The sequence below is a fragment of the Methylobacterium sp. J-092 genome (assembly GCF_022829325.1).
Taxonomy (GTDB): Bacteria; Pseudomonadota; Alphaproteobacteria; order Rhizobiales; family Beijerinckiaceae; genus Methylobacterium.
In genome coordinates, this window is record NZ_JAKSXU010000187.1 from 30162 (window position 1) to 50728 (window position 20567).

General features: G+C 67.7%; 28 protein-coding genes. 21 read left to right on the forward strand and 7 right to left on the reverse strand.

Annotated features, from left to right (window positions below):
* The first annotated feature begins 52 nt into the window (after nucleotides 1-52).
* From MKK60_RS22530 to MKK60_RS22580, 11 genes are all read left to right on the forward strand, one after another.
* Complete coding sequence (locus tag MKK60_RS22530; RefSeq protein ID WP_243988652.1) at nucleotides 53-421, forward strand: hypothetical protein; 369 nt, start codon at nucleotides 53-55, stop codon at nucleotides 419-421.
* A gap of 149 nt (nucleotides 422-570) precedes the next feature.
* Nucleotides 571-726, forward strand: a complete 156-nt coding sequence (locus MKK60_RS22535; RefSeq protein ID WP_243988653.1) for a hypothetical protein — start codon at nucleotides 571-573, stop codon at nucleotides 724-726.
* The gene (locus tag MKK60_RS22540) at nucleotides 723-3512 is read left to right on the forward strand and encodes a phage tail length tape measure family protein (RefSeq protein ID WP_243988654.1); all 2790 of its coding nucleotides are present in this window, start codon (nucleotides 723-725) and stop codon (nucleotides 3510-3512) included. The genes MKK60_RS22535 and MKK60_RS22540 overlap by 4 nt, the downstream gene beginning before the upstream one ends.
* A 6-nt stretch (nucleotides 3513-3518) precedes the next feature.
* A complete protein-coding gene (locus MKK60_RS22545) occupies nucleotides 3519-3893 on the forward strand; it encodes a hypothetical protein (RefSeq protein WP_243988655.1) in 375 nt (124 codons plus the stop codon).
* Nucleotides 3894-3897: 4 nt separating this feature from the next.
* A complete protein-coding gene (locus MKK60_RS22550; RefSeq protein WP_243988656.1) occupies nucleotides 3898-4443 on the forward strand; it encodes a DUF1833 family protein in 546 nt (181 codons plus the stop codon).
* Complete coding sequence (locus MKK60_RS22555; protein ID WP_243988657.1) at nucleotides 4440-4838, forward strand: glycoside hydrolase; 399 nt, start codon at nucleotides 4440-4442, stop codon at nucleotides 4836-4838. Before MKK60_RS22550 ends, MKK60_RS22555 begins: the two co-directional genes overlap by 4 nt.
* Before the next feature lie 4 nt (nucleotides 4839-4842).
* Nucleotides 4843-8808 (forward strand): host specificity factor TipJ family phage tail protein, encoded by a 3966-nt coding sequence (locus tag MKK60_RS22560; protein ID WP_243988658.1) that lies wholly within the window; start codon nucleotides 4843-4845, stop codon nucleotides 8806-8808.
* Nucleotides 8805-9233 (forward strand): hypothetical protein, encoded by a 429-nt coding sequence (locus tag MKK60_RS22565; RefSeq protein WP_243988659.1) that lies wholly within the window; start codon nucleotides 8805-8807, stop codon nucleotides 9231-9233. Before MKK60_RS22560 ends, MKK60_RS22565 begins: the two co-directional genes overlap by 4 nt.
* On the forward strand, nucleotides 9226-9432 hold the full coding sequence (locus MKK60_RS22570; RefSeq protein ID WP_243988660.1) for a hypothetical protein: 207 nt from the start codon (nucleotides 9226-9228) through the stop codon (nucleotides 9430-9432). Before MKK60_RS22565 ends, MKK60_RS22570 begins: the two co-directional genes overlap by 8 nt.
* 25 nt (nucleotides 9433-9457) lie before the next feature.
* Nucleotides 9458-10498 (forward strand): hypothetical protein, encoded by a 1041-nt coding sequence (locus tag MKK60_RS28540; protein WP_279604220.1) that lies wholly within the window; start codon nucleotides 9458-9460, stop codon nucleotides 10496-10498.
* Nucleotides 10498-12852: an SGNH/GDSL hydrolase family protein gene (locus MKK60_RS22580; RefSeq protein ID WP_243988661.1), complete on the forward strand. Its 2355-nt coding sequence runs from the start codon at nucleotides 10498-10500 to the stop codon at nucleotides 12850-12852. The genes MKK60_RS28540 and MKK60_RS22580 overlap by 1 nt, the downstream gene beginning before the upstream one ends.
* Nucleotides 12853-13012: 160 nt before the next feature.
* On the opposite strand, the gene MKK60_RS22585 is transcribed toward MKK60_RS22580, so the two are convergent.
* The gene (locus MKK60_RS22585; RefSeq protein WP_243988662.1) at nucleotides 13013-13237 is read right to left on the reverse strand and encodes a hypothetical protein; all 225 of its coding nucleotides are present in this window, start codon (nucleotides 13235-13237) and stop codon (nucleotides 13013-13015) included.
* 72 nt (nucleotides 13238-13309) lie between these two features.
* Between MKK60_RS22585 and MKK60_RS22590 the strand changes: the two genes are divergently transcribed.
* The 8 genes from MKK60_RS22590 (at nucleotide 13310) to MKK60_RS22625 (ending at nucleotide 16964) form a co-directional block, all read left to right on the forward strand.
* The gene (locus MKK60_RS22590; protein ID WP_243988663.1) at nucleotides 13310-14137 is read left to right on the forward strand and encodes a hypothetical protein; all 828 of its coding nucleotides are present in this window, start codon (nucleotides 13310-13312) and stop codon (nucleotides 14135-14137) included.
* A 4-nt stretch (nucleotides 14138-14141) separates the two neighbouring features.
* Nucleotides 14142-14621, forward strand: coding sequence for a 3TM-type holin (locus tag MKK60_RS22595; RefSeq protein ID WP_243988664.1), 480 nt, complete (start codon nucleotides 14142-14144; stop codon nucleotides 14619-14621).
* A gap of 3 nt (nucleotides 14622-14624) precedes the next feature.
* Nucleotides 14625-14966 (forward strand): hypothetical protein, encoded by a 342-nt coding sequence (locus tag MKK60_RS22600; protein WP_243988665.1) that lies wholly within the window; start codon nucleotides 14625-14627, stop codon nucleotides 14964-14966.
* Nucleotides 14966-15196 carry a hypothetical protein gene (locus MKK60_RS22605; RefSeq protein WP_243935154.1) on the forward strand — a complete coding sequence of 77 codons (231 nt, stop codon included), beginning with the start codon at nucleotides 14966-14968 and terminating at the stop codon, nucleotides 15194-15196. Before MKK60_RS22600 ends, MKK60_RS22605 begins: the two co-directional genes overlap by 1 nt.
* The gene (locus tag MKK60_RS22610) at nucleotides 15193-15774 is read left to right on the forward strand and encodes a hypothetical protein (RefSeq protein ID WP_243988666.1); all 582 of its coding nucleotides are present in this window, start codon (nucleotides 15193-15195) and stop codon (nucleotides 15772-15774) included. Before MKK60_RS22605 ends, MKK60_RS22610 begins: the two co-directional genes overlap by 4 nt.
* Nucleotides 15771-15908: a hypothetical protein gene (locus MKK60_RS22615; protein WP_243988667.1), complete on the forward strand. Its 138-nt coding sequence runs from the start codon at nucleotides 15771-15773 to the stop codon at nucleotides 15906-15908. Before MKK60_RS22610 ends, MKK60_RS22615 begins: the two co-directional genes overlap by 4 nt.
* A 124-nt stretch (nucleotides 15909-16032) precedes the next feature.
* The gene (locus MKK60_RS22620) at nucleotides 16033-16374 is read left to right on the forward strand and encodes a hypothetical protein (RefSeq protein WP_243988668.1); all 342 of its coding nucleotides are present in this window, start codon (nucleotides 16033-16035) and stop codon (nucleotides 16372-16374) included.
* Nucleotides 16375-16418: 44 nt separating this feature from the next.
* Nucleotides 16419-16964, forward strand: coding sequence for a hypothetical protein (locus MKK60_RS22625; RefSeq protein WP_243988669.1), 546 nt, complete (start codon nucleotides 16419-16421; stop codon nucleotides 16962-16964).
* 71 nt (nucleotides 16965-17035) lie between these two features.
* Here the strand turns inward: MKK60_RS22625 and MKK60_RS22630 are convergent, their stop codons facing one another.
* From MKK60_RS22630 to MKK60_RS22650, 5 genes are all read right to left on the reverse strand, one after another.
* A complete protein-coding gene (locus MKK60_RS22630; protein WP_243988670.1) occupies nucleotides 17036-17413 on the reverse strand; it encodes a hypothetical protein in 378 nt (125 codons plus the stop codon).
* 74 nt (nucleotides 17414-17487) lie between these two features.
* Nucleotides 17488-17718, reverse strand: a complete 231-nt coding sequence (locus MKK60_RS22635) for a hypothetical protein (RefSeq protein WP_243988671.1) — start codon at nucleotides 17716-17718, stop codon at nucleotides 17488-17490.
* Nucleotides 17708-17926 carry a hypothetical protein gene (locus MKK60_RS22640; RefSeq protein ID WP_243988672.1) on the reverse strand — a complete coding sequence of 73 codons (219 nt, stop codon included), beginning with the start codon at nucleotides 17924-17926 and terminating at the stop codon, nucleotides 17708-17710. The genes MKK60_RS22635 and MKK60_RS22640 overlap by 11 nt, the downstream gene beginning before the upstream one ends.
* Nucleotides 17923-18132, reverse strand: a complete 210-nt coding sequence (locus tag MKK60_RS22645) for a hypothetical protein (protein WP_243988673.1) — start codon at nucleotides 18130-18132, stop codon at nucleotides 17923-17925. Before MKK60_RS22645 ends, MKK60_RS22640 begins: the two co-directional genes overlap by 4 nt.
* Nucleotides 18129-18389 carry a hypothetical protein gene (locus MKK60_RS22650; protein WP_243988674.1) on the reverse strand — a complete coding sequence of 87 codons (261 nt, stop codon included), beginning with the start codon at nucleotides 18387-18389 and terminating at the stop codon, nucleotides 18129-18131. The genes MKK60_RS22645 and MKK60_RS22650 overlap by 4 nt, the downstream gene beginning before the upstream one ends.
* 634 nt (nucleotides 18390-19023) lie before the next feature.
* Between MKK60_RS22650 and MKK60_RS22655 the strand changes: the two genes are divergently transcribed.
* Complete coding sequence (locus MKK60_RS22655) at nucleotides 19024-19419, forward strand: hypothetical protein (protein WP_147842153.1); 396 nt, start codon at nucleotides 19024-19026, stop codon at nucleotides 19417-19419.
* 294 nt (nucleotides 19420-19713) lie between these two features.
* Nucleotides 19714-19896: a DUF3606 domain-containing protein gene (locus tag MKK60_RS22660; RefSeq protein ID WP_147842154.1), complete on the forward strand. Its 183-nt coding sequence runs from the start codon at nucleotides 19714-19716 to the stop codon at nucleotides 19894-19896.
* Nucleotides 19897-20054: 158 nt separating this feature from the next.
* On the opposite strand, the gene MKK60_RS22665 is transcribed toward MKK60_RS22660, so the two are convergent.
* Nucleotides 20055-20555 (reverse strand): hypothetical protein, encoded by a 501-nt coding sequence (locus tag MKK60_RS22665; RefSeq protein WP_243988675.1) that lies wholly within the window; start codon nucleotides 20553-20555, stop codon nucleotides 20055-20057.
* Nucleotides 20556-20567: the final 12 nt, after the last annotated feature.

Genomic DNA, 20567 nt, shown 5'->3' on the forward strand with positions numbered 1-20567 from the left:
CTCCCGCGCCACGTCGCGCGCTGCCTTCGCCCCTACCACAGAGAGACCCGCGATGTTCAAGCTGACCGCCCCGTCGGACGAACCTGTCTGGCTCGATCTCGTCGCCGGGGTGCGCATCCGCGTGCGGCCTGCCACCGTGGCGGCAATCGTCGTGGCGCAGGCCGAGGCCGGCAAGGTGTTCCGTGCCGACGGGGCGGACGCCGATCCCGATACCGGATCGAAGGCTGGCATCGCGATGGTGCGGTCGCTGGCCCGCTTCGCCATCGTGGAGTGGGAGGGGGTCGGCGACGAGGACAGCGAGCCCGCGGCGGTGACGCCCCAGAACGTCGAGGCGCTGATGCGGGTATGGCCGGCCTATGACGCGTTCGACCGGCGATATGCGACCCCCGCCCTCAGCGTGAGTGCGGAAAAAAACGCCTAAAGGAACTAGCAGGCTGGCACTTCGGAGGCGGGTCCGAATACTGCGCGGCCTGCGACGGGGAGTGTGAGACGTGCCCCTATCGCGAGCATGAGCCGCAGACCGCCGACGGCATCGCGGCATGGGCGGTCATCGAGCGCTGTGCCGGGCAGGTGCGCGCCGTAAAGGGCCAAGCCTACGGCCTCGACTTCGGGTCGATCCTGATGCTGGCCGATGCGATGGGCGCGCGATCGACGCTCTTGGCTGACGTGCTGCCCGCGATCGAGCCTGTGATCCTCAAATCCTACCAGCAGGAAGGCGACGCATGACGACGAACATCGCCATCCGGCTGCAGGCTGAAGGGTCCGGCGAGATCCGCCGCGCCTTCGACGAGGCTGGGAACGCCGGAAAGACCGCCTTCGACGGCGTCACCTCGGCGCTGGATCGGACGAGCGCCGCCTCCGACAAGGTCGTCGAGAAGGTCCGGCAGGCCGGCGAAGCCGCCCGCACCGCCCAGGGGACTGCGGCCGGCGGCGGCGCATCGGCGCCCGGCGCGGCGATCTCGCGCGAGGTCGAGCGCATCCGGACGCAACTCGACGAGGAGTACCGAAAGCAGAAGCAGCTCGACCGCGCCGGCAGCGTGATCGATCGCGGCTATACCGCCGGGCACTTCGACGACGCCGAGCGCGCGCGTCTCACCGATCTTGCGTCCCAGCGCTACGGCACCGCCGCGCCACGCAACGATAACGTCCGCGGCCTCGACAGCCGCGACCGCATGTTCATCCAGTACAGCGCGTTCTCTGGTGCCTCCAGCCTCAGTGCCGGCGCGGGTCTCGGGTCGGTCGCAGTGCAGCAGGGCACCGGCATCGTCCAGCACCTCGCCGACCGTGAAGGTGGCTTGAAGGCTGGTCTGGCCGATCTCGGCACCAGTGCTGCTGCCCTGGTGACGCCGATGACGGTGGCGGCGACGGCGACCGCCGCGCTCGGTGCCGCCTTCGTCCTGGCGGGGACGCAGGCCGCGTCCGATCAGCGGGTGCTGGAGACAGCGACGCAGGGCATCGGCCGCGCGACCGGCGCAACGGTCTCGCAACTCGACGCGCTCGCCCGTTCGAACGCCGAGGCCGGCAAGGTCTCGACCTCGACGGCGCGCGAGATCGTGGCAGGCTACGCTTCGACCGGGCAGATTGCGCTGCCGGTGATCGGCGACCTGACCCGCCTGACGCAGGACTACGCCCGGATCACGGGCCAGGACGCGACCAGCGCCACGGCCGAACTCGCGCGCGCATTCGGCGATCTCGCAACCGGTGCCGATGCTATCGCGGCGAAAGTCGGCGGCCTCGACGACAAGACCAAGCAGCTGATCCTGACGCAGATCGAGCAGGGTGATCGCGCGAGCGCGCAGGCGACCGCCGCGGACTACCTAAAGGCCTCCGTCGACGCGAACACCATCGCAACGACCGGCTGGGCGGCGGCATGGGACCGGGCGAAGGCTGCGGCCGACGGCTATTGGGAGGCGGCCAAGCGCATCGCCGGCATCAAACTCGGCATCGTGCCGGAAGGTGCGCAGGCCGCGGTCGATCGTCTACAGGCCGCGGTCGACAGCACGAACAAGACCCGGACCGCGATCGGTATGCAGCCGCTGGGCCTCGGCGACCGGCAGGTCACCGAACTCGACGCCGCGAAGCTGCGCCAGGACACCGAGCGCCGGATCGCCGAGGGCAAGGCCGCCGAGGAGCGTGCCAACCAGGCGTCCACCGCCGCCGGCAACGTCGCCCGCGCCGTCGATCCGAACTACGCCCGCCTGGAGCAGCTGCGGAAGCAGCAATCCGACCTGCGCGACGCCCTGGCCGATCCGCTGGCGCGCACCAAGCTTTCCGACCAGGGGCAGGTGGAGGACGCCTACACCTCGACCACACGCGCCATCTCCACGATGACCGATGCGACCGGCAAAATGATCTCCGCCGAGGAGATGGCCCGCCGGTCGGACCAGCTGCGCATCGACAGCCTCAAGGCCAAGACCGACGCCGAGAAGGCGAGCGTGGCGGAGCGCCAGAAGGCGTTCGACCTGATCGGGAAGACGATCACGCCAGGCGATGCCCGCGGGCAGATCGATCGCGCCGGCGCGATTTCCCGCCTGGAATCCTCCGAGAAGGGGGGCAAGGCCGACACCGACAAGCAGGACGACTACGATCGGGCGCTGAAGCAGACCGAGAACAGCATCCGGCGCCAGGCGGAGCAGGCACAGACCTACGGCCAGAGCGCCGACGTCGTCGCGCGCTACCGGACCGAGACCGAGCTGCTGACGGCGGCCAAGCGCGCTGAGCGCGAGATCACGCCAGAGCTGACCGCGCAGATCCAGAGCTACGCCGACCAGGCGGCGGAGGCGGCCAAGCGCAACGAGGATCTGAAGGATCAGATGAAGCGCACCGACGACTTCCGCGGGGTCGGGTCGGACGGCGTGCGGACGCTGGTGCGCGGTCTCGCTGACGGCACGGCGCAGGGCAAGCTGTTCGAAAGCGTCCTGTCGAGCATCAAAAACCGGGTGGCGGACCTCGCATCGAACTCGCTCAACGACCTGCTGTTCGGGCAGCGCGGGACGAGCAGCACCGGTTCGCTCGGCGGCCTGTTCGGGCGCATGTTCGGGCTTGGCGGTGGTTCCAGCGGCGGCAGCGGCGATAGCGGCCTTCCCAACCTGAGCTTCGGGTTCGAGGGGGGCGGCTACACCGGTCCCGGCGGCCGCTACGATCCCGCCGGCATCGTTCACCGCGGCGAGGTCGTATTCAGCCAGGACGACGTGCGCCGCTTCGGCGGCGTGGATCGGGTCGAGATCATCCGGCGCGGCGGGCGCGGCTACGCCGCCGGCGGCCCGGTCGGCGGCTTCACGATGCCCGGTGCCATGGTAGCAGCCAGCGGATCGGCGACCCTTCCGGCCTTCAACCTAATTGACCAGCGTCCCGCCGGCTCGGGCGACATCGATCCGACGGCGCAGCGGCGCTCCGATGGCGGGTTCGATCTGATCCTGCGCGGCGTCGAGGGCAAGCTTGGGCAGCGCGCCAACACCGGGCGCGGTCCGTTCAAACAGGCCGCCGGCGGCCCCGCATTCAACCAGGGCTGATCCGGCATGGCGATCCCGACATGGCCTGCCGGCCTGCCCGAGTTGCGCGGCCTCGCGCAGTCCGCGGGGTCGAAGGCCCTGCACCCGGCGGTGCAGGAAACGCAGTTCGACGACGGGCCGCCGCGGCTTCGGCGCCGGCAGCTGTTCGTCACGACGCCGCTCGCAATGTCCCTGCGGCTGACGGCCGACCAGTTCGTCGCGCTGAAGGCGTTCCACCTGAACGACCTCAACACCGGTACCCGGCGGTTCAACGCCCCGGTGCTACTGCCCGACATGACGATCGGCACCAGGGTGTGCACCATCCAGGGCGAGCTCGCATGGTCGTCCCTGAACCGGTTCAAGTACCTCGTCTCCTTCACCCTCGTGGTCCAGGACTGGTGATCGCATGACGCTCTCCCGCGCGCTGCAGGAGGCCTACGCCTCTGGCGACGAGGACGGCATCGAGATCACCACGCTCGAGATCGACCACCCGTCGCTCGACGTCGCGATCCGTCTGGCCGCCAACGTCGATTCCCTACTCGGCGATCCGGGCGACACCATCGGCCTGCCGATCGCCGGCGGCGGCCCGAAGGTCCCGCACCTGCTCTGCGCCTTCACCCTCGTGCGGCCGGGCGCGGATCAGGACGGCCCGACCGACGGCAAGATCCAGATCGACAACGTGTCCGACCTGCTCCACGACCTGCTGAAGGGCGTCATCGGCTACGACGCGCCGATCACCGTCGGCTTCCGGCAGTACCGCGTAATGCCCGGCCAGCTCGATGCGGTCTCCGCGCCCGACGAGGACATCGCCGGCCTGCAGATGACGACGGTCGAGGTCGACGCCAACCGGTCCGAGGGCACGATCGCCTGGCCGGACGGTCGGACGCAGAACGTGCCGACCGGGCCGAACGCGTTCTTCAGTCGGTCGGACTACCCCGGCCTGTTCTCGTGATCGACCGGGCGCTGTTCCTCGCGGGCCTGCGCGGGCTCGCCTACGACGCCGAGATCTTCAACTGCTGGCACCTCGCCGGCCTCGTGCAGGACCGCCTGTTCGGCCGGGCCCTGCCGATTGCGGCCCCGGGCCTCGTTGCCGACGTGCGGGCTCGGGCGCGGGCCATGGCCGAGCACCCGGCGCGTGCGGACTGGCAGCCGGTCGCGCGGCCTGTCGATGGCGCGCTGGTGCTCATGGGCAAGGTCGAAGGCGCCGAGACCCACGCCGGCACTTGGCTCGCCGAGCAGTGCGGGGTGATCCTGCACAACGACGAGGGGCATGGCGTGGTGTTCGACTCGCCGCTCGAACTCGCCGCCGCGCGCCGCTGGCGGCTGACGTATCTCGTTCCGGTCTGACCGCATGACCCTTGTCGTCACCTCCAACGTCGTCGGGCAGCGCCGCGGCGAGCCCGTCGTGCTGCCGAACCGGCGCCGGCGGCTCTCGACGATCGTTGCGCGCCACCGCCCGCCGGCCGACCGGCGCTTCATCGTGTCAGTGCACCGGAAGGGTGAGGTCGCGTTCCAGCCGAACGACCGCGCCGTGCGGCTGCGCGCAGACTGGCCGCGCACGCTCGTCGGCCCGAGCGACGTAGTGCTGATCACGGTGGTGCCGCTGAAGGGCGGCTTCGCCTCGATCGGGCTCGCCATCGCGTCGATCGCGCTCATCGCCATCGCGCCCTACGCGGCGCCGGGCATCGCCGGCTTCCTCGGCGCCGGTGTGTCGGCCGGTGTCGTCCAGGCCGGTCTGGTCGTCGGCGGCATCGCCCTGTCGTTCGCGGCGCAGGCCTCGGCGGCGGCGAAGAAGAAGACCGAGAACCCGCTCTACAGCGTGTCCGGCGGCGGCAACATCCCGAAGGCCAACGCCCGCCGGCCGCTGCTCTACGGGCGCTCGTGGTCGTCGCCCCCGCTCAGCCAGAAGGACTACTTCAGCTACGACGGCGACACGATGGTGCTCGTCAAGCGGATGACGCTGGGCATCGGCAAGTTCAAGGTGCACCGCGTCCGCGTCGGCGACGCGCTGTATTGGGACGAGGGCTCGGGCCTGCAGTCCCCGTTCAACCTCGTCACCGGGCCGCTCGGGGCGGCGTTCGAGATCCTGTACGAGACGCCCTCGGCGATCTCGCCCGGCGACGTGATCACCTCGACCGACGTCGGCGGCCAGGAGATGCCCCGGGTCGGCGGCAATCCGGATTGGACGCCATGGTTCCGGCTGTGCCCGCCCGGCGTCACCGCGGACGCGATGCAGGTCTCGCACACCTACCCGGCGATCTACCGGACCTCGTCGGCCGGGGCGCAGAAGCCGACCGTCGCCGCGGTGACCTATCAGGGCCGCGAGATCGACCCGAACACCGGCAACGTCATCGGCCCGGTGGTCCAGCTCTGGCGCTCGGACGAAGGCGGCAACGCGCTGACCGTCACGCCGCTGCGGCGCTCGGTCAACTTCCGGCTGCCTAAGCCCAACTCGGCGTGGGAGGTGCGCGCGCAGAACGCCTACCCGGATCCGGTTGGCTTCATCCAGGAGAACCGCGCCTCCTGGGATGAGATGGTCGCGTTCAAGGACGACGTCCGCATCCGGCCTCAGACCACCGAGATCTGCATGCGCGTCCGGGCCGGCAAGGGCCTGACCGTCACGGCGTTCTCGGACATCACCGTCGACGCGACCCGCATCGTGCCGGTGTGGAACGGCTCGGGATGGGTCGAGCAGCCGGCGAGCAAGGCCGTGTGGGCGTTCTGCGACCTCGTGCGGGCGGAGTACGGCCTCAACCAGCCCGACGGCGTCGATGCCGACAAGGCGCTGTACTACGCCAACCTGCTGCCCTCCTTCGATACCTACGACGGCCAGTTGCCCGAGGTGTCATCGTTCTGGGAGGCGGCGGCCGAGGTGCTGCAGCCGCTACGCGCGGATCCGGTGAAGGTCGGCGCGATCCACACTTTCGTGCGCGACGAGAGCCGGGCCGATCCGCGCCACGTGCTGACGCGCCGGCAGATCATCCGGGACAGTGGCGGCGCGACCTACAAGACCAAGGTCGAGGGCTCGGACGTCATCGTCGAGTTCGACCGCGACGGCGACCCGAAGCGACCCGACGAGGTGCGCTACAGCTACGGCCCGCAGACCCGCACGCCGAAGCGCTACAAGGTTGCCGGCATTCGCGACGGCGAGCACGCCCAGAAGCACGCCGCCTGGCTCGCGCTGGTGGCGGTGTTCCGCGGCGCCGAGCGCCGGATCACCACAGAATGGGACGGCCGCCTGGTGTTCCCGGGCGATCACATCCTGTCCGACCTGTGGTTCTTCCGGGACAAGCAAGCCTACGGCGTCGCCTCGCGCGACGGCAACGTGCTGCAGCTCGACGTCACCGCCAATGTGCCGGGAGAGTGGGGCTACATCTCGATCCGCACGCGCGTCGGGCGCGAGTGGGGCATCCTGCGCGCCCGCGGCGTCGGCGCGCGCGGCTTGGAGCTCCACCCGGACGACGTGCCGGCGCTGGAGGCGCAGACCGGCCTGCCGCTCGCCAGCGTGCTGGCGCGGGACACGCAGGGCCCGACGACGGTGGTGCTGGGCGACCTCACCGAGCTGCAGGAGAGCTACGTCGCGCGCTCGGCCGTGCCGTCGGACGCCGACCACGTCCAGATCGAGATGGTGCGTGACGACATCCGCATCTGGCAGATGCTCGGGGAGACGGTCTACCTGCCGTTCCCCGTCAACTACGACGGCACGGACGAGCCACTTCAGCCGCAGATCTCCGTGCTGCATGCGCGCTGCATCAACATCGAGACCGGGATCGAGGTGGTCTGGGGCGTCTCGGCCACGCGCGGTGCCCGCAACTATGAGGCGGACATCACCTACGACCAGGGGGTGACCTGGGACATCCTCTCGCCGTTCGGGCCGGCCTCGACCGGCCGGGCGCAGATGCGTCAGGTCGATGGGCCCGTCAGCGTACGCGCCCGCGCCTACGGACGCACCGGCCTGCACGGCGACTACATCACCACGACGTTCACCACCATCGCTCCGGTGGTGGACATGAGTTACATCGACGGGCTGGAAGCCCTGTTCACCGATGTGCGGAAGACTATCAATTCGGTCGCCGCCCTCGGTGATGCTGAGCTTCGTCGCGGGCTCGCCATCCTCCTCGACGTGAACCGCGACCTCGACCGGCGTCTCGAGGAGATGGCGCAGGCAGCGGCGACCGAGGCCGGGCAGGCCTTCCTGACACGCCAGTTCAACAAGGTTGCGGCTGAGGGCCGGACGCAGGACAGCTTCGCGGCGATCGAGCGCGTGGATGAGGCCAGGATCTCTGACAAGGAGGCGTTCGCCGGCATCACCACCACGCTCGGCTCCCGGCTCACCACCGCCGAGGGCACCATCGTCGGGCAGGCGACTGCGCTTCAGTCGGTAACGACCCGAGTGACGAACGCCGAGGGCACGATCACCTCAACCTCGCAGGCACTGACCAACCTGACGTCGCGAGTCACGAACAACGAGCTCAACATCTCGGGGCAGGCCACCGCCACGCAGCAGCTTACCACCCGCGTGTCGGGCGCCGAGGGCAACATCTCGAGCCTGTCGCAGTCCTACACCGCGCTCCAGGCGCAGGTGAACGGCCAGGGCGATACGATCTCCGGGCAAGCGACGGCGATCAGCAACCTGTCCGCCTACGCCAGCCAGATCGATGGGCAGGTGCAGTCGCAGGCCTCCTCGATCCAGGCGCTCAGCACCACGCAGGCCGGTCACACCGCGACGCTCACCACCTACGGCACGTCGATCAACGGGCAGTCGGTGCAGTTCGGCGTCACCGGGTCGATCGACGGGCAGACCGGCGGATTTGTGTTCGACGGCGTGCGCCGGCTGGATGGGGCAGTCTCCTACAGCCTCAAGATTCGCGGCGACGTCATCGTGGATGGCACGCTCACGGCACGGACGCTCTCGGCACAGCAACTCATCGTCAACGGGCAGTTATTTGATGCCGCGGCCACGCAGGTCGCGGCCGCAGGCTCGGGCACGGCGTCGAGCGGTGTTTCGATCTACCTGCGCGGTTCGGGCAAGACGGTCATCCTCGCTTTCTTCAACGGGAACTCAGCTTCCGGCTCGACTGCGGGCCCGGGTCAGTTCCTCATCACCCGGGATGGCGCCAACGGCCCGTTGAGCACTGTCAACGCGAGCTTTGCCCTCTACAAGCCGGACAGCGGCAACCTGCTCTACTACCCAGGGTCGATGTGCATTGTCGCGATCGACAACCCGGGGACTGGTACTTTTACTTACCGCGCTCAGCATACCAACGGCCAGAACATTGGCGGCGTGACGATCGTTGTTATGGAGCAATCGAAGTGAGCGAGGTTGTGAAGGACTACATCACGCAGGCGAACTTCGTGGAGTACGATGCTTCGGGCGCGATTATGCGAGGCGGCCACCAGGGCATCGCCTTCACGACCGACGCGATGGCCCGTGGCGAGCGTGTGTTGATGACCGGCATGTCGTTCCGGCCGGAGGACGTCTGCCGCACCCACTACGTCGAGACGGCGTTGCGTCACATCCGGGTGCGAACCGAATGCCCGGCGGTGCTCGACGGTTTGGTTCTCAGCCGCTTGCCGCAGCCCTGCCGCATCGAGATCTCGTCGCCGTTCGCGACGCCCACCTTCTACGACTGGATCGACCCGGCGCTGACGCTCTCGTTCGAGCACCCGGGCCGGTACACCGTGCGGGTGCTGTCCATCCCGTACCTGCCCGGCGTGTTCGAGGTACCGGTCGATGCGTGAGCCGAAGACGCTCCACCACGGCTCGGATCACCGTGCGCACCGCGCCGAGCACTACCCGATCACGGGCGACGCCCTCGACGCCATCGCCGAGGGCCTGCGCGCCTATCAGCGCGGTGAGCCCCTGCCGCCCAAGACCATCGCTTGGCTCGATGCCCGCGATGCCGTGAAGGCCCGTTTCCGCAAGCCTGCGGCCGCCTGACCCCTTCCTCTCGGAATCCTCGTGCATGGCTGATCCTACCGTCTCCGTGACGGCCGGCTCGACGGCGGTCGTCGGTACCGGCACGTCGTTCATCGAGCAGGCCGGCGACCTGTTCATTCTGGCTGGCATCACCGTCGTCATCTCGTCGGTTACGCCGGGGCAGATCACGCTGGCGCAGCCGTGGCCGGGGGCCACGCTCACCGACCGAGCAGACTTCGCGACCTCGCGCAGCGGCCCGTACTGGTCGAGCAACGTCACCACGAACGCGCTGATTACCGACCTCGTCAACAAACTTGACGCCGCCCTGCCGCTGCGGTTCGACATCGCTGGCACAGTTGCACAGCGGACCGTCTACAATAACCAGCCGGTTGGCTTCGTCTACCTGGCGGTCGATTACAGCTATCAGGGCGTGGCGACCTATGCCGTTGCTGTAAAGCTCGCCAACACCAACAGCGCCGCCGATTGGGCGGCCTGGCAGGTGATCAAGGCAAGTCCCGCACAGGCCACCGCCGATGCACAAGCAGCACGCGACGCCGCGATCGTGGCGCGCGACGCGGCGGCAGGCTCGGCAACCGCCTCCGCTGCCTCCGCCACGACGGCTACGACACAGGCCGGTGTTGCGACCGGAGCGGCTTCCACCGCCACCAGCGCCGCCGGAACGGCGACCGCACAGGCTGGGATCTCTACAGGCGCCGCTGCGACTTCCACGACGCAAGCCGGCGTAGCCACCTCGGCTGCATCTGCCGCCGCCGCCTCTCAGTCCGATGCCGCCAACAGCAAGGCGGCGGCGGCCGCCTCGGCATCTTCGGCCAGCACGAGCGCGACTGCGGCGCAGGCCGCCCGCACAGGTTCCGAGACCGCGCAGGCCGCAACCGTCGCGGCTCGCACGGACACGATCACGGCCCGAGACGCGGCCGCCAGCTCCGCCACGAGCGCCCGGGCCGACGCCGTCTTGGCGCAGTCCGCCCGCGCTGACGCCGCGAGCTACGCCAGCGCGCTCAACCTCGCGGCCTTCGACTTCAGCTTCGACACCTCGCCTGCCGCATCCGACGACTGGAGCAACTGATGTCCCGTCAGCCCCGCCGCCTCGCCCGCCTCGGTGCGGCATCCGATCTTCCGAACATGGCCGCGATCCTGGCCTATGTCGGACCGTCCGGCGAAGTCATCTCGGACAATACTAACCTTCGTCTCCAGGACGGCTCGACGCCAGGCGGCCTCGTCATTGCGCGTGCCGGCATCAACTCGGACATCACCGCGCTTAAAGGGCCGTCCACTGCGCCGGGAATCGACATCCTCGCGTCCGAGACGGCGATCGCATCGGCGGCGACGGTTGATCTCGGTACGGCGACTTCGCTCAAGGTGCTCATCAACGGCACCACCACGATCACGTCGTTCGGGCCGCTGGCACACGGCTTCCGCATCATCCGGTTCGCCGCCGCGTTGACGCTCACCCACAATGCCACGTCGCTCATCCTGCAGACGGGGGCGAACATCATCACCGCGCCGGGCGACACCTGCATCGCCACCTCGGATGCATCGGGCAATTGGCGGGTGCGGGTCTACCAGCGGGCAGACGGCACGGCGCTTGTTGGCGTTGTGCCGACACGGCAGGTCCTGGCAACTGGCCTCGCCACTGGTGGCGGCGACCTCAGCGTCGACCGTACGATCACAGTACCGAAGGCAACAGCAGCGGACCTCAACGCCGCCACCGACGATACCAAGGCGCTGACTTCGCTCATCGTCGCCGCCGCGCTGGCGCTCAAGGCGCCGCTCGCGAGCCCTACCTTCACCGGATCGCCGAAGGCGCCGACGCCTGCCGCCACCGACAATTCGACGCTGCTGGCGACCACCGCCTTTGTGACCAACGCCGTAGCAACTGGCACTGTCGCGGCCATCCTCTACGACCGCGCGCAATCTTTGACCGCCGCCCAGGCCGTCCAAGCTCAAGCTAACCTTGCGCTGGACGCGGCCGAAGTCGACGCCGCCTCGGCCGCCACGACCGACATCGGCACCACCACTGCGCAGTTCGTGCGCGTCACCGGCACCACGACGGTCACCTCGTTCGGCACGGCGGCAAAGCGGATTCGCTCTATTCGGTTCGCGTCGGCGCTGACGCTTGTCCATGATCCCGCAAAACTGATCCTGCCGGGCGCCCTGAACCTCCTGACCGCGCCGGGGGACACCTGCATCGCGTCGTCGGATGCTTCCGGCGTATGGCGGGTGCGCAGCTACCAGCGCGCCGCCGACGTGACGCTCTCCGCCCCCTATCTCGGACAGGTCGCCAACCACTGCCGAGTTCCGAGCTTTTTCGTCAACAGCAATACGCAGATGGGTGGGCGGAGGCGGTTCTATGCTCGAGACCACATCACGCAGCTTCAGACGCTGTGGCCGAACTTCTACGTTGATGGCGCCACTCTACAAGAAAAGGGGCCGGGAGCTGCTGCAACGATTTTTGCATTGCTAGAGTATCCCACAGGCGTCTTCAAACGCTTTAGGTTCTCGACATCTCCCGTTGCTGGGACAGGTGGGATGGACGGTGGCATCATTCCGGACGGCGGGATGTTAATGTCCGACCCTCTGCAATGCCGTATCCCAATGGGTGCGGAAGGCGGTGTTTGGTACTATTATCAGAACAGCGCAGGCATTGTCTACTTTACCGATTTTGCCGCTACTGATATATCGCACGGCGATACCTTCCAATTCGGAAACAATGTTCCGAACTATGCGCTTGGCACCAATAGCGGACAGGCTTACACGAACAGCGGAGATGGCGGCACTGGCTACGGCCCGGTTGCAATCCTTGCGCCAACGCGAAAAGCCAGCGTTTGCTTAGTTGGTGATAGTCGCTCGGTCGGGGTCGGCGATTCATACTTGGATGCCAGTCACGATCTTGGGTACTATGAGCGGTCGTTGTCTGCCCTGGGGGTCGGCCTCATTGCCTCGGGCAAGTCGGGTGACAAGGCTAGCGCCTATATTGCTAGCCATGCGCAACGCGCCCTTCTGGCGCAGTATGCGTCGCACGTCCTGATTGAGTACGGCCGCAATGATATTGCCTCGGGCGATAGTGCAACAACCGTTCAGAACCGCCTCACGACAATTGCCGGCTACTTCCCTGGGAAGACGATCATCGGGGCTACGCTTGATCCCGACTCTACATATAGCAATGGCACACAGACCGCGGCGAGCTTCAATGCTCAGCGAGTTGCGCTCAACACGGCAATCCGTGCCGGCCTACCGGGCTTCAGTGGGTATGTAGACGGTGGTGCGCAGTTAGAGGCCGGCGCAAACACGGGTCTATGGAAGGGGGGCACGGACGACTATATCCACGCCAACTTTACCGGGTGTACTTTCGTGCGTGACACTGAAGTATTCCAGCAGTCTATGTTCAGTCGTGGCCCAGCCTCCGTTTTGGTCGCGTGATGCAGCCAGGATCCGTCATAGCCCGCGTCCTTATGGTCCTCACGCTTCTCGGTGCGGTGACCTTTCCGGCCGTTGCTGCTCGCCATCATACGGTCTGCGTGGCTGTCGATGTCGAGGGCATCCCGGCCCGCATCTGCCCGCCGGCCCGGCGCCGCTGACCCTACGCCTGCCGCTGAGCGAGCAGCCCGGCTCGGTGAAGAGCTTCCTCTACCGCCTCGTAGACGGGCGCCATCACGTCGTCGTTGGTCGCTCGTGGCGGCCGCACCGGCTTCATGGGTGGAAAGCTGCTCATCAGCTCCTCAACGGACATCGGCGGTCGCTCATCGACGTAGGGCTGCTGCGGCCTCGACGCGCTGGCCACGAGTGATCTGAGCTTTCCGAGCATGTGCGCCTCCGCGGGCCGCGTAGCACAACCCGCGCCACCACCCACCGCTCTCAGACATCGTGAGGACTGACCATGGCTGCTGCGCTTGATCGCGCCGTCTTCTACGGCGCTGTGCGCTCCGACCCGTTTCCGAAGGCCCTGTCGCAAGGGCAGGTGTCGGGGATGGGCTCGCTGCTCGACGCCTGCCCGCCTGACCTCGGATCCGACGCGCTGGCCTACTGCCTCGCGACGGCGTTCCACGAGACGGCGCGGACCATGCTCCCGATCAAGGAACTCGGCGGCGCGGCCTATTACACCCGCATGTACGACCCGCACGGTGGCCGGCCGGACGTCGCGAAGGCCCTCGGCAACACGGTGCCGGGCGACGGCGCCAAGTTCGCCGGCCGCGGCTACGTCCAGCTCACGGGCCGGTCGAACTATCGGCGGGTCACGGGCGAGCTCCAGAACCGCGGCTACCTCGACCGGTCGCTCGACCTAACCGTGACGCCCGACATGGCGATGACGCCGGACATCGCCGCAGCGATCATGTTCCTGGGCATGCAAGAGGGCTGGTTCACCGGCCGCAAGCTCGCCGACTACTTCGCGCCCGGCAAGTCCGGCCCAGTCGGCGCCCGGGCCATCATTAATGGGCAGGACAAGGCATCGACGATCGCCGGCTACTTTCGAGCGTTTCAAGCGGCGCTGAAGACGGCAGGGCATGTGCCGGGCGGCCTCACCGTCGTCGTGTCTACGATCCCCGTCGAGACCAAGCCGCTCGCGCCGCCACCCGCCGCTCCGATCCGCCCAGTCGATCCAGTGCCGCCGGCCGTGGCCGTCCCCGCTCCCCCGGTTCCGGCGCCCGGCCTGTTCGCTCGCATGGCTGAGCGTCTGCGCATTGCTTTCCCCGTGAAGAAGGTCTGACCCCATGGCCGCTGGCATCATCGGAGCCCTCACTGCCGCGCCTGCGGTGATCGAAGGCATCACCAACATCATCGGCCGCTTCATCCCGGACCCGGGCCAGCAGGCTCAAGCTGCGATCGAGATGCAGAAGCTCGTTGTCGATCGGGAGGCCGCCGCAGCGACCGCTGCAGCCGAGATCGCCAAGGCGCAGGCGGAGACGAACACGGCGGAAGCGCAGAACCCGTCGATGTTCGTCGGCGGTTGGCGGCCGTTCGTCGGCTGGGTCTGCGGCATTGGTCTGCTCTACGTCGCCTTGCTGCAGCCGGGCCTCGCCTGGCTCACTGGCATCGTGAACGCCGCCTTTGGCATCGGCATTCCCATGCCGCCGGTCCCGCCGTCTGAGGTGCTGATGACGGTGTTGACCGGCATGCTTGGGATCGCCGGCCTGCGCTCCTACGACAAACAGAAGGGTACTGCCGCGCCGACGATCGCGGCAAAGCGCTGACCCGTGACCGCGCTCGACCTCGCCAATCTCCTCAAGGACTACGGTCCCTGGGGTCTTCTCGCGCTCGCGCTGCTCACGATCCGTTTCCTGTTCAACGGGTGGCGCGATTGCATGGTCGCGCGGATCGAGGAACGCGGGCAGATGGCGACCGCCCTGGAGCGTCAGGCCTCCGGCAACGCTGCGACGTCGGCCGCGCTTGACGACGTGCGTGAAGGGCAGATCGAGATCGCGAAGCTCGCCGCCGAGGCGCTGAAGGGCGACGAGGGCAACCGCGAGATCACCAAGGACGCTCTGAAAGACATCAAGAGCCGCCTCGACGTCCTCGCCGGACGTGGGGGCGCCTGATGAGCTTCGGTTGGCTGACGCGCTGGATGCGCCGGAAGGTGTGCCCCGAGTGCAATCACGACTGCGACCGGCTGGAGCGCGCCCAGGCGCTCCACGTCATGTCGGTCGACGCGGTGAAAGCGGCGCGCCGGAAGCAGGCGCGGCGCCTGAGCGACGTCCGCATCACCGTCGAAGCTACCCTGCGGCAAATGGAAGAGCGCGCGGCACAGCGCGAGGGGGATCGCTCGTGATCTATCAGGACGATACGCCGGTGCGCATCAAGGGGACGATCTATTGGGCGGCCCTGCTGCTCTTCCTCGGCTACCAGCTCTGCAACTTCTTCGTCCCGAACTCGGACATGATCCTCGCCGCGCGGGTGATGGCGGCCGGGTTCTATGCGGTCGTACTCTACGTCTACGGCCCAGATGCGTGGCGCGCGCTGTGGAAGAACGATCCGATCTCGAGCGACTATCTCATCGTGGGTATCTGGCTGTCCTTTGCCTCGCATCTGGGGCAGACGGCCTACAGCATCGCCTACCGCCTTGCGCCCTCTGACTGGTTCCTCAACAGCGAGATTGTGTCGTTCATCATCATGGGCTCGGTCGTCGGCGCGGCGCTCCACATCTGCGCGCCGGGCAGCCTCGACGGGCAGGTGCCGCGGCGGAATCGAATTGCTCTCGGCATCGGCGTCGGGATCGCGACGCTCGTCGTCGGCTTGTTGCTGATCACCCGGCCCGACATCCGCCCGCTGATCGAGCGGACCCGCCCGTACATCGGCGACTGGTTCCACACCGGGGCGCTGCGCGGTCTTGGTGTACCGCCGGCATGAGGTCCTGCCCCGAAGGCGCCTTCACGTCCGGCCACCTCTGGATGGCGGCCCTGTGCGGCTTCGTCCTCGCCGTGGTGGTGATCGGAGTCCTGCGCGACCTAGCCGCGTCCCGAGATCCGCCGCCCGAAGGGTGAGGCCCCTCAGCCTCGTTCCTCCCCCGACTCAGCCCGCCCGGCATCCGCCGCGGCGGGTTTCTTTTTGGGCTCTACAAAAATTGGCTGCTAGGATATCTTTGCTGACCCGGTGGAGCCGTCGGCGATGTGGATGCAAAGCGCAATAAAGCAGGCGATCAAAGGGCTGGCGAAATTTGGGCCCGACGGATTGGTTTTTTCCGTCGTCACGCTCGGCACTTTTTCCGCCTTGGTTGCTCATGCTGATCCCGCGTGGACCGTCGGCGCAGGATGCGGATTTTGCCTTCTGTGGCTCCTCCGAAATTTCCTATCGGCATGGCTCTTGGTGCGGACCAAGCGCGCAGAGCTTCAGCTGAAGGCGCAGAACCAAGCGCTCAGCATTGCGAAAAAATTTGGAATTCCGAGCGTACCGTTGCCCACACCAGCGCCACCGCAAGCTCCGCCGCTCCTGTCAGCGCCGCCCAAGTGATCCTCGAATTGCAAATCGGCAACCCCCGCCATAGATAACTTCCCATGGTGACCGGCATGCAAGGCACGATTCTCATCGTCATAGCCATCTTGGCCCTGTCTCTTCTGATCGGGCGCGAACTCGTTCGCGCTACCGCCGACGCGCGCGATAAGGCGGAAGCGCTGAAGATAGCGGACGGCGTGCTTGATGTATGCCTCGCAACAACCGAGCGCCTTCTTGCTGACGATCGCCTCCCTCCGACGTTGAAGCGCGTGCTCTCTGGTCAGTTGCTTGTACTCGGAAATTCACTGGTGGGCGGTCAGCGCATTCGTGCATTTCTGAGTGAGAGGCCGCCGGAAGTGCCGACGCTCAGCGATGAACAAAAGGAAATCTTAGCTGCGTCGGATGAGATCGCCTGCACTTATCCGCACCTCCTTACCGAATACAGAGAAACTATTGCTCAGGGGTTTTTTGTGATTCTGGCGATGCATGCTGAAAACTGGAAGGCAGAATTGTCAGTTCAAGGTGCGGTAAAAAACCCCTATGGAATGCCGTTCGGCCTAGATCGGCTATTTAGCGGGCTGGGGCTTACGACCGCTTCAAATATCTGACGACCAAGGAATAGTTGGTGCAGAACAAGCCCGCCTGGCAGCCGCCGAGGCGGGCTTTTCGTTCATGCCGCCTATCGCCCAGCCTCCCACACCGGCACGCCAACAGGCCGCCCTGGCCGGTTCCGCCGGAAGGTCTGGTTTCCGTACCGGATCCAGGTGTCGCCGATCGCCTCGACGCGGCGCGCGTTGATCATCAGGCCGCCGCAGTAGTCGACCCGGACCACGCCAACGGTCGGATGCACGCCGAACAGGTCGGTGACCGTCCAGCCGAGGGCGATGGCTTCCTCGCCGAACCGGTCGAGGAAGTCGATCGCCGCCTCGCGCATCTCCTGCCAGCGCTGCGCCGAGAAGCCGGGACAGGGCGGCACCGTCGGCTTCATAGCCTCGAGCGCATTGCGCCAGGCCTGCACGTCGGAAGGCGTGGGTCGAATCGGTGCGGGGGATGCCATGGGTCTCGCCGGATGTGGGCCGGCGGGGATAGGGGCGCGGGCGGGGTAGCGCAACGCGGCTGACAGCCGCCGGCTTATCCCGGGCCGAGCACTTTCAGCAGCTCGTGCCCGCTGTCGCTGAGGAACCACGCCTGCTCGTCTCGCCGGCGCCCGGGGTACTGCGCCGACCGGACGTCGATGTAGCCGAGTTCGACCAGGGCGCGCATCGACTTCGGGTGCGCGGAGAGCCGCAGGCCGAGGGGGTTCATCGCAGCGGCGCGCAGAGCTTCGAGAGCACGCCCGCGGATGGCTGAATCATTCGCCACGCTCTACCCGGTCCGTCAGCGCCCGCGCGGCGATCTGGGCGACCGCGACGCCTTCCTCGGGCGACAGGCGCTTGGTGTTCATCCGGCGCTCGGGCTCGGCGCACACGTAGACGTAGAAGATGACCCGCCCGGCCCGGTCGACCACCTGCACCGATTCCTCGGCCGCCTTGATGCGCAGAGGCAGGGCGAAACGGAGCGCCTCGCTCAATGCTCGGTGCTCTCGTTCTTTTGCCGAGCGAGGAGGGTCAGCAGGTCGACGAGATCATCGGCCACTTCCATGTCGAGGCCGGTCTGCGGCACGCCGTTGACGCGCGCCGGCTCGCCGGTGGCGATGTCGTAGACCGTCCAGCCCTCGTCGTCCTTCCGCATGTCGAAGAGCTGAGCCGGCGTGTTGCTGTTCGCAGGATCGCTCATGGCGCCACCGGCCGCGCCAGCAGGATCGCGGTGCGCACCATCCCGCGCCGGAAAGTCTCAGACGCGCCGGGCTCGGCGACCGCCTTCCGCGACGGCTCGTGCTCCTTCACCGCGGCGGCCGGATCGACCGTGTGCCCGCTCGTGAACCGGAACAGGCTCACCGTCGGCTCGCGCATGAACACGTCGACCGCTGCGTTCACCTCGTCGGAGGCGATCGTCTTGGCCTTGATGAGGTCGCCGGTCGTCGGGTCTGCCATGGGGCGATCCTAAAGCCGCTTGGCGTGCCGCGCCACGGGGCGGCCAGCGGCGAAAAGCCTTTGGCAAACACCCTGTAACCCATTGATCTGTAGATCGAGCCAGATCGCGGTTTTGGCAAAAAGATTGCGCAATTCCAGCGGTTACGCATAGCTTGAGGTGCTAGTCCTGCAAGGGGTGGAGGTTCGAGTCCTCTTGGCCGCACCAACGTTTCGATGTCGTACGTCGAAGCGTCGGTGCATGAAAACGGGTTGTGGGCGGCCGCGCTCTTCGACGACGGCGCCCTTCGCGGCTCACACGAGAGGCCGCATTCGAAGGCGCCTGAACGCCGGGCCCTGATTCTTCGCACGGACATCACGGCTGACTGATAAGCGCTCCTGAAAGGCCGATGATCGATAGATCTCGTGCGCGGTCGGTGCGTCGCGGCGTCCTGCTGACGTCGTCTGTCCTGCAATCTTCTCCGCCGGCATTTCGGCGCCGCCGGGCGGCGTTCGCCCACCGCGGTCGAGGAAGCTGAACGCTTGCTGCCGACGGGCTTCAGCGTCGGTCCAGCGATACCCTGCCAATCTTCTCCTCGACAGCCGAGACCGGGGCTTCGGCACGATGCCGGCCCCGCGACGTGTCAGGAGATGGGCGATGAAGAAGATTGCTGCCGTCACAGCCGCCGTGCTCTTCGCGGCGAGCGGGTTCGGAACCACCGCAGCCGAGGCTCGGGGCGGCGGTGCCCTCGCGGCCGGCCTGATCGGCGGGCTCGCCGCGGGCGCACTCCTCGGTGCCGCTGCCGCGGAGGCGCACGCGGCGCCCGCCTACGGCTATGGCGACCCTGCGCCCGCCTACGGCTACGCAGATGCGCCCCCCGTGGTGCGCTATCGGCCCGCTCGCGTCGTCCGCGCATACGACGACGAGGTGGTCTACCGGACCACGCGGATCGTGCGCTCCGACGCGACGGATCCGGAAGGTTACGGCTATCGCGCCGCCGGGTACGGCGACCGCTGGCACTGCGACCGGCCGCACGGCTACGGCGGCTGGTAGCCGAAGAGGCACCAGGGCTGCCCGAGGGGCGCGGGCAGCCCGCTTGCACCGCTCGGCACGCCGCGAGGCCCAGGCCTCGGGCTCCGGCACCCGGGCGGGGCTTCGGCGAAGTCCGAGATGCCCCGTCGAGGGTGAAACCCTTGACCGGTCCCGCCGCACCGCCGAAACATCGCCATCGACCGACCGGTCGTCCCGATCCATCCACCACGGCTCGTGCGCCGGCGCCGTGCCGACCTGCCTCGCTCATGCCGGGCGGATACGATCCCGGCGGCGACCCTGTTCTCGAAAGCGACCATGGCAGGCCTCAAGGACAAGCGCGGATTCATCGACAAGGATCGGCTCGATCTCTCCGAGCGGAAGGCGGTCGAGTACTGGATGAAGCGCTGGGGCGTGACGCAGGACCAGCTGACCACGGCGCACCGCAAGGCCGGGCGCATGATCAAGGACATCGCCGCCGAGCTCGGCAAGAAGCGCTGAGCGGGCCGGATCGGACGACCCCATCGCAGGTCCGCGCTGCTTGTGGCCGCGCGAGGAACCGGCCCACGTCGGTGCGAATGGATCCACCGGGGGGCGGGATCGACCGAAGCCGCCTGCAATCCTCATGGCCGCCCGAGGGCCGGCCGTGAGGATGTGCATCAGCCCTCGCTGTCGCGATTGAGGCCGAGGACCTTCATCAGGTCGCCGATCGGATCGCCCTCCACCGGCTTGCCCGGCTGCGTCGCCGAGGCGACCGGGCTCGGGGCCTGCTGCTCGATCCGGGCCGCGGCCGGCCGGCTGCTCGCATTGGGCTGCGCCACCCTGCGGGCATGGACGTGCTCGGCTTTCCGCACCGGACGCGCCTGCGGCTGATCCTCGAGCCCCGACAGGCTCGCCGTCATCGCGACGGGCAGGAGGGTGAAGGAGGCGGGACGCGCCAGCGTCGCTTCCGCCGTCTCGGCCTGCGACGCGCGCGCCGGCGGATCGCTCCAGGCCGTCGCAGCTTCGGCGGACGCGACGACAGAGTGTCCGCGGCGCGTTTCGAAGGCCGGATCGCGCGGATGCAGAACATGCGCGGCGGTGATCAATCCCGTAACGAGCACGGCGGTCGTGAGGATTGTGGACTTGACGTGTTCCATGATCTCAGAACGAACGGCCAAGGTCATGGTTCC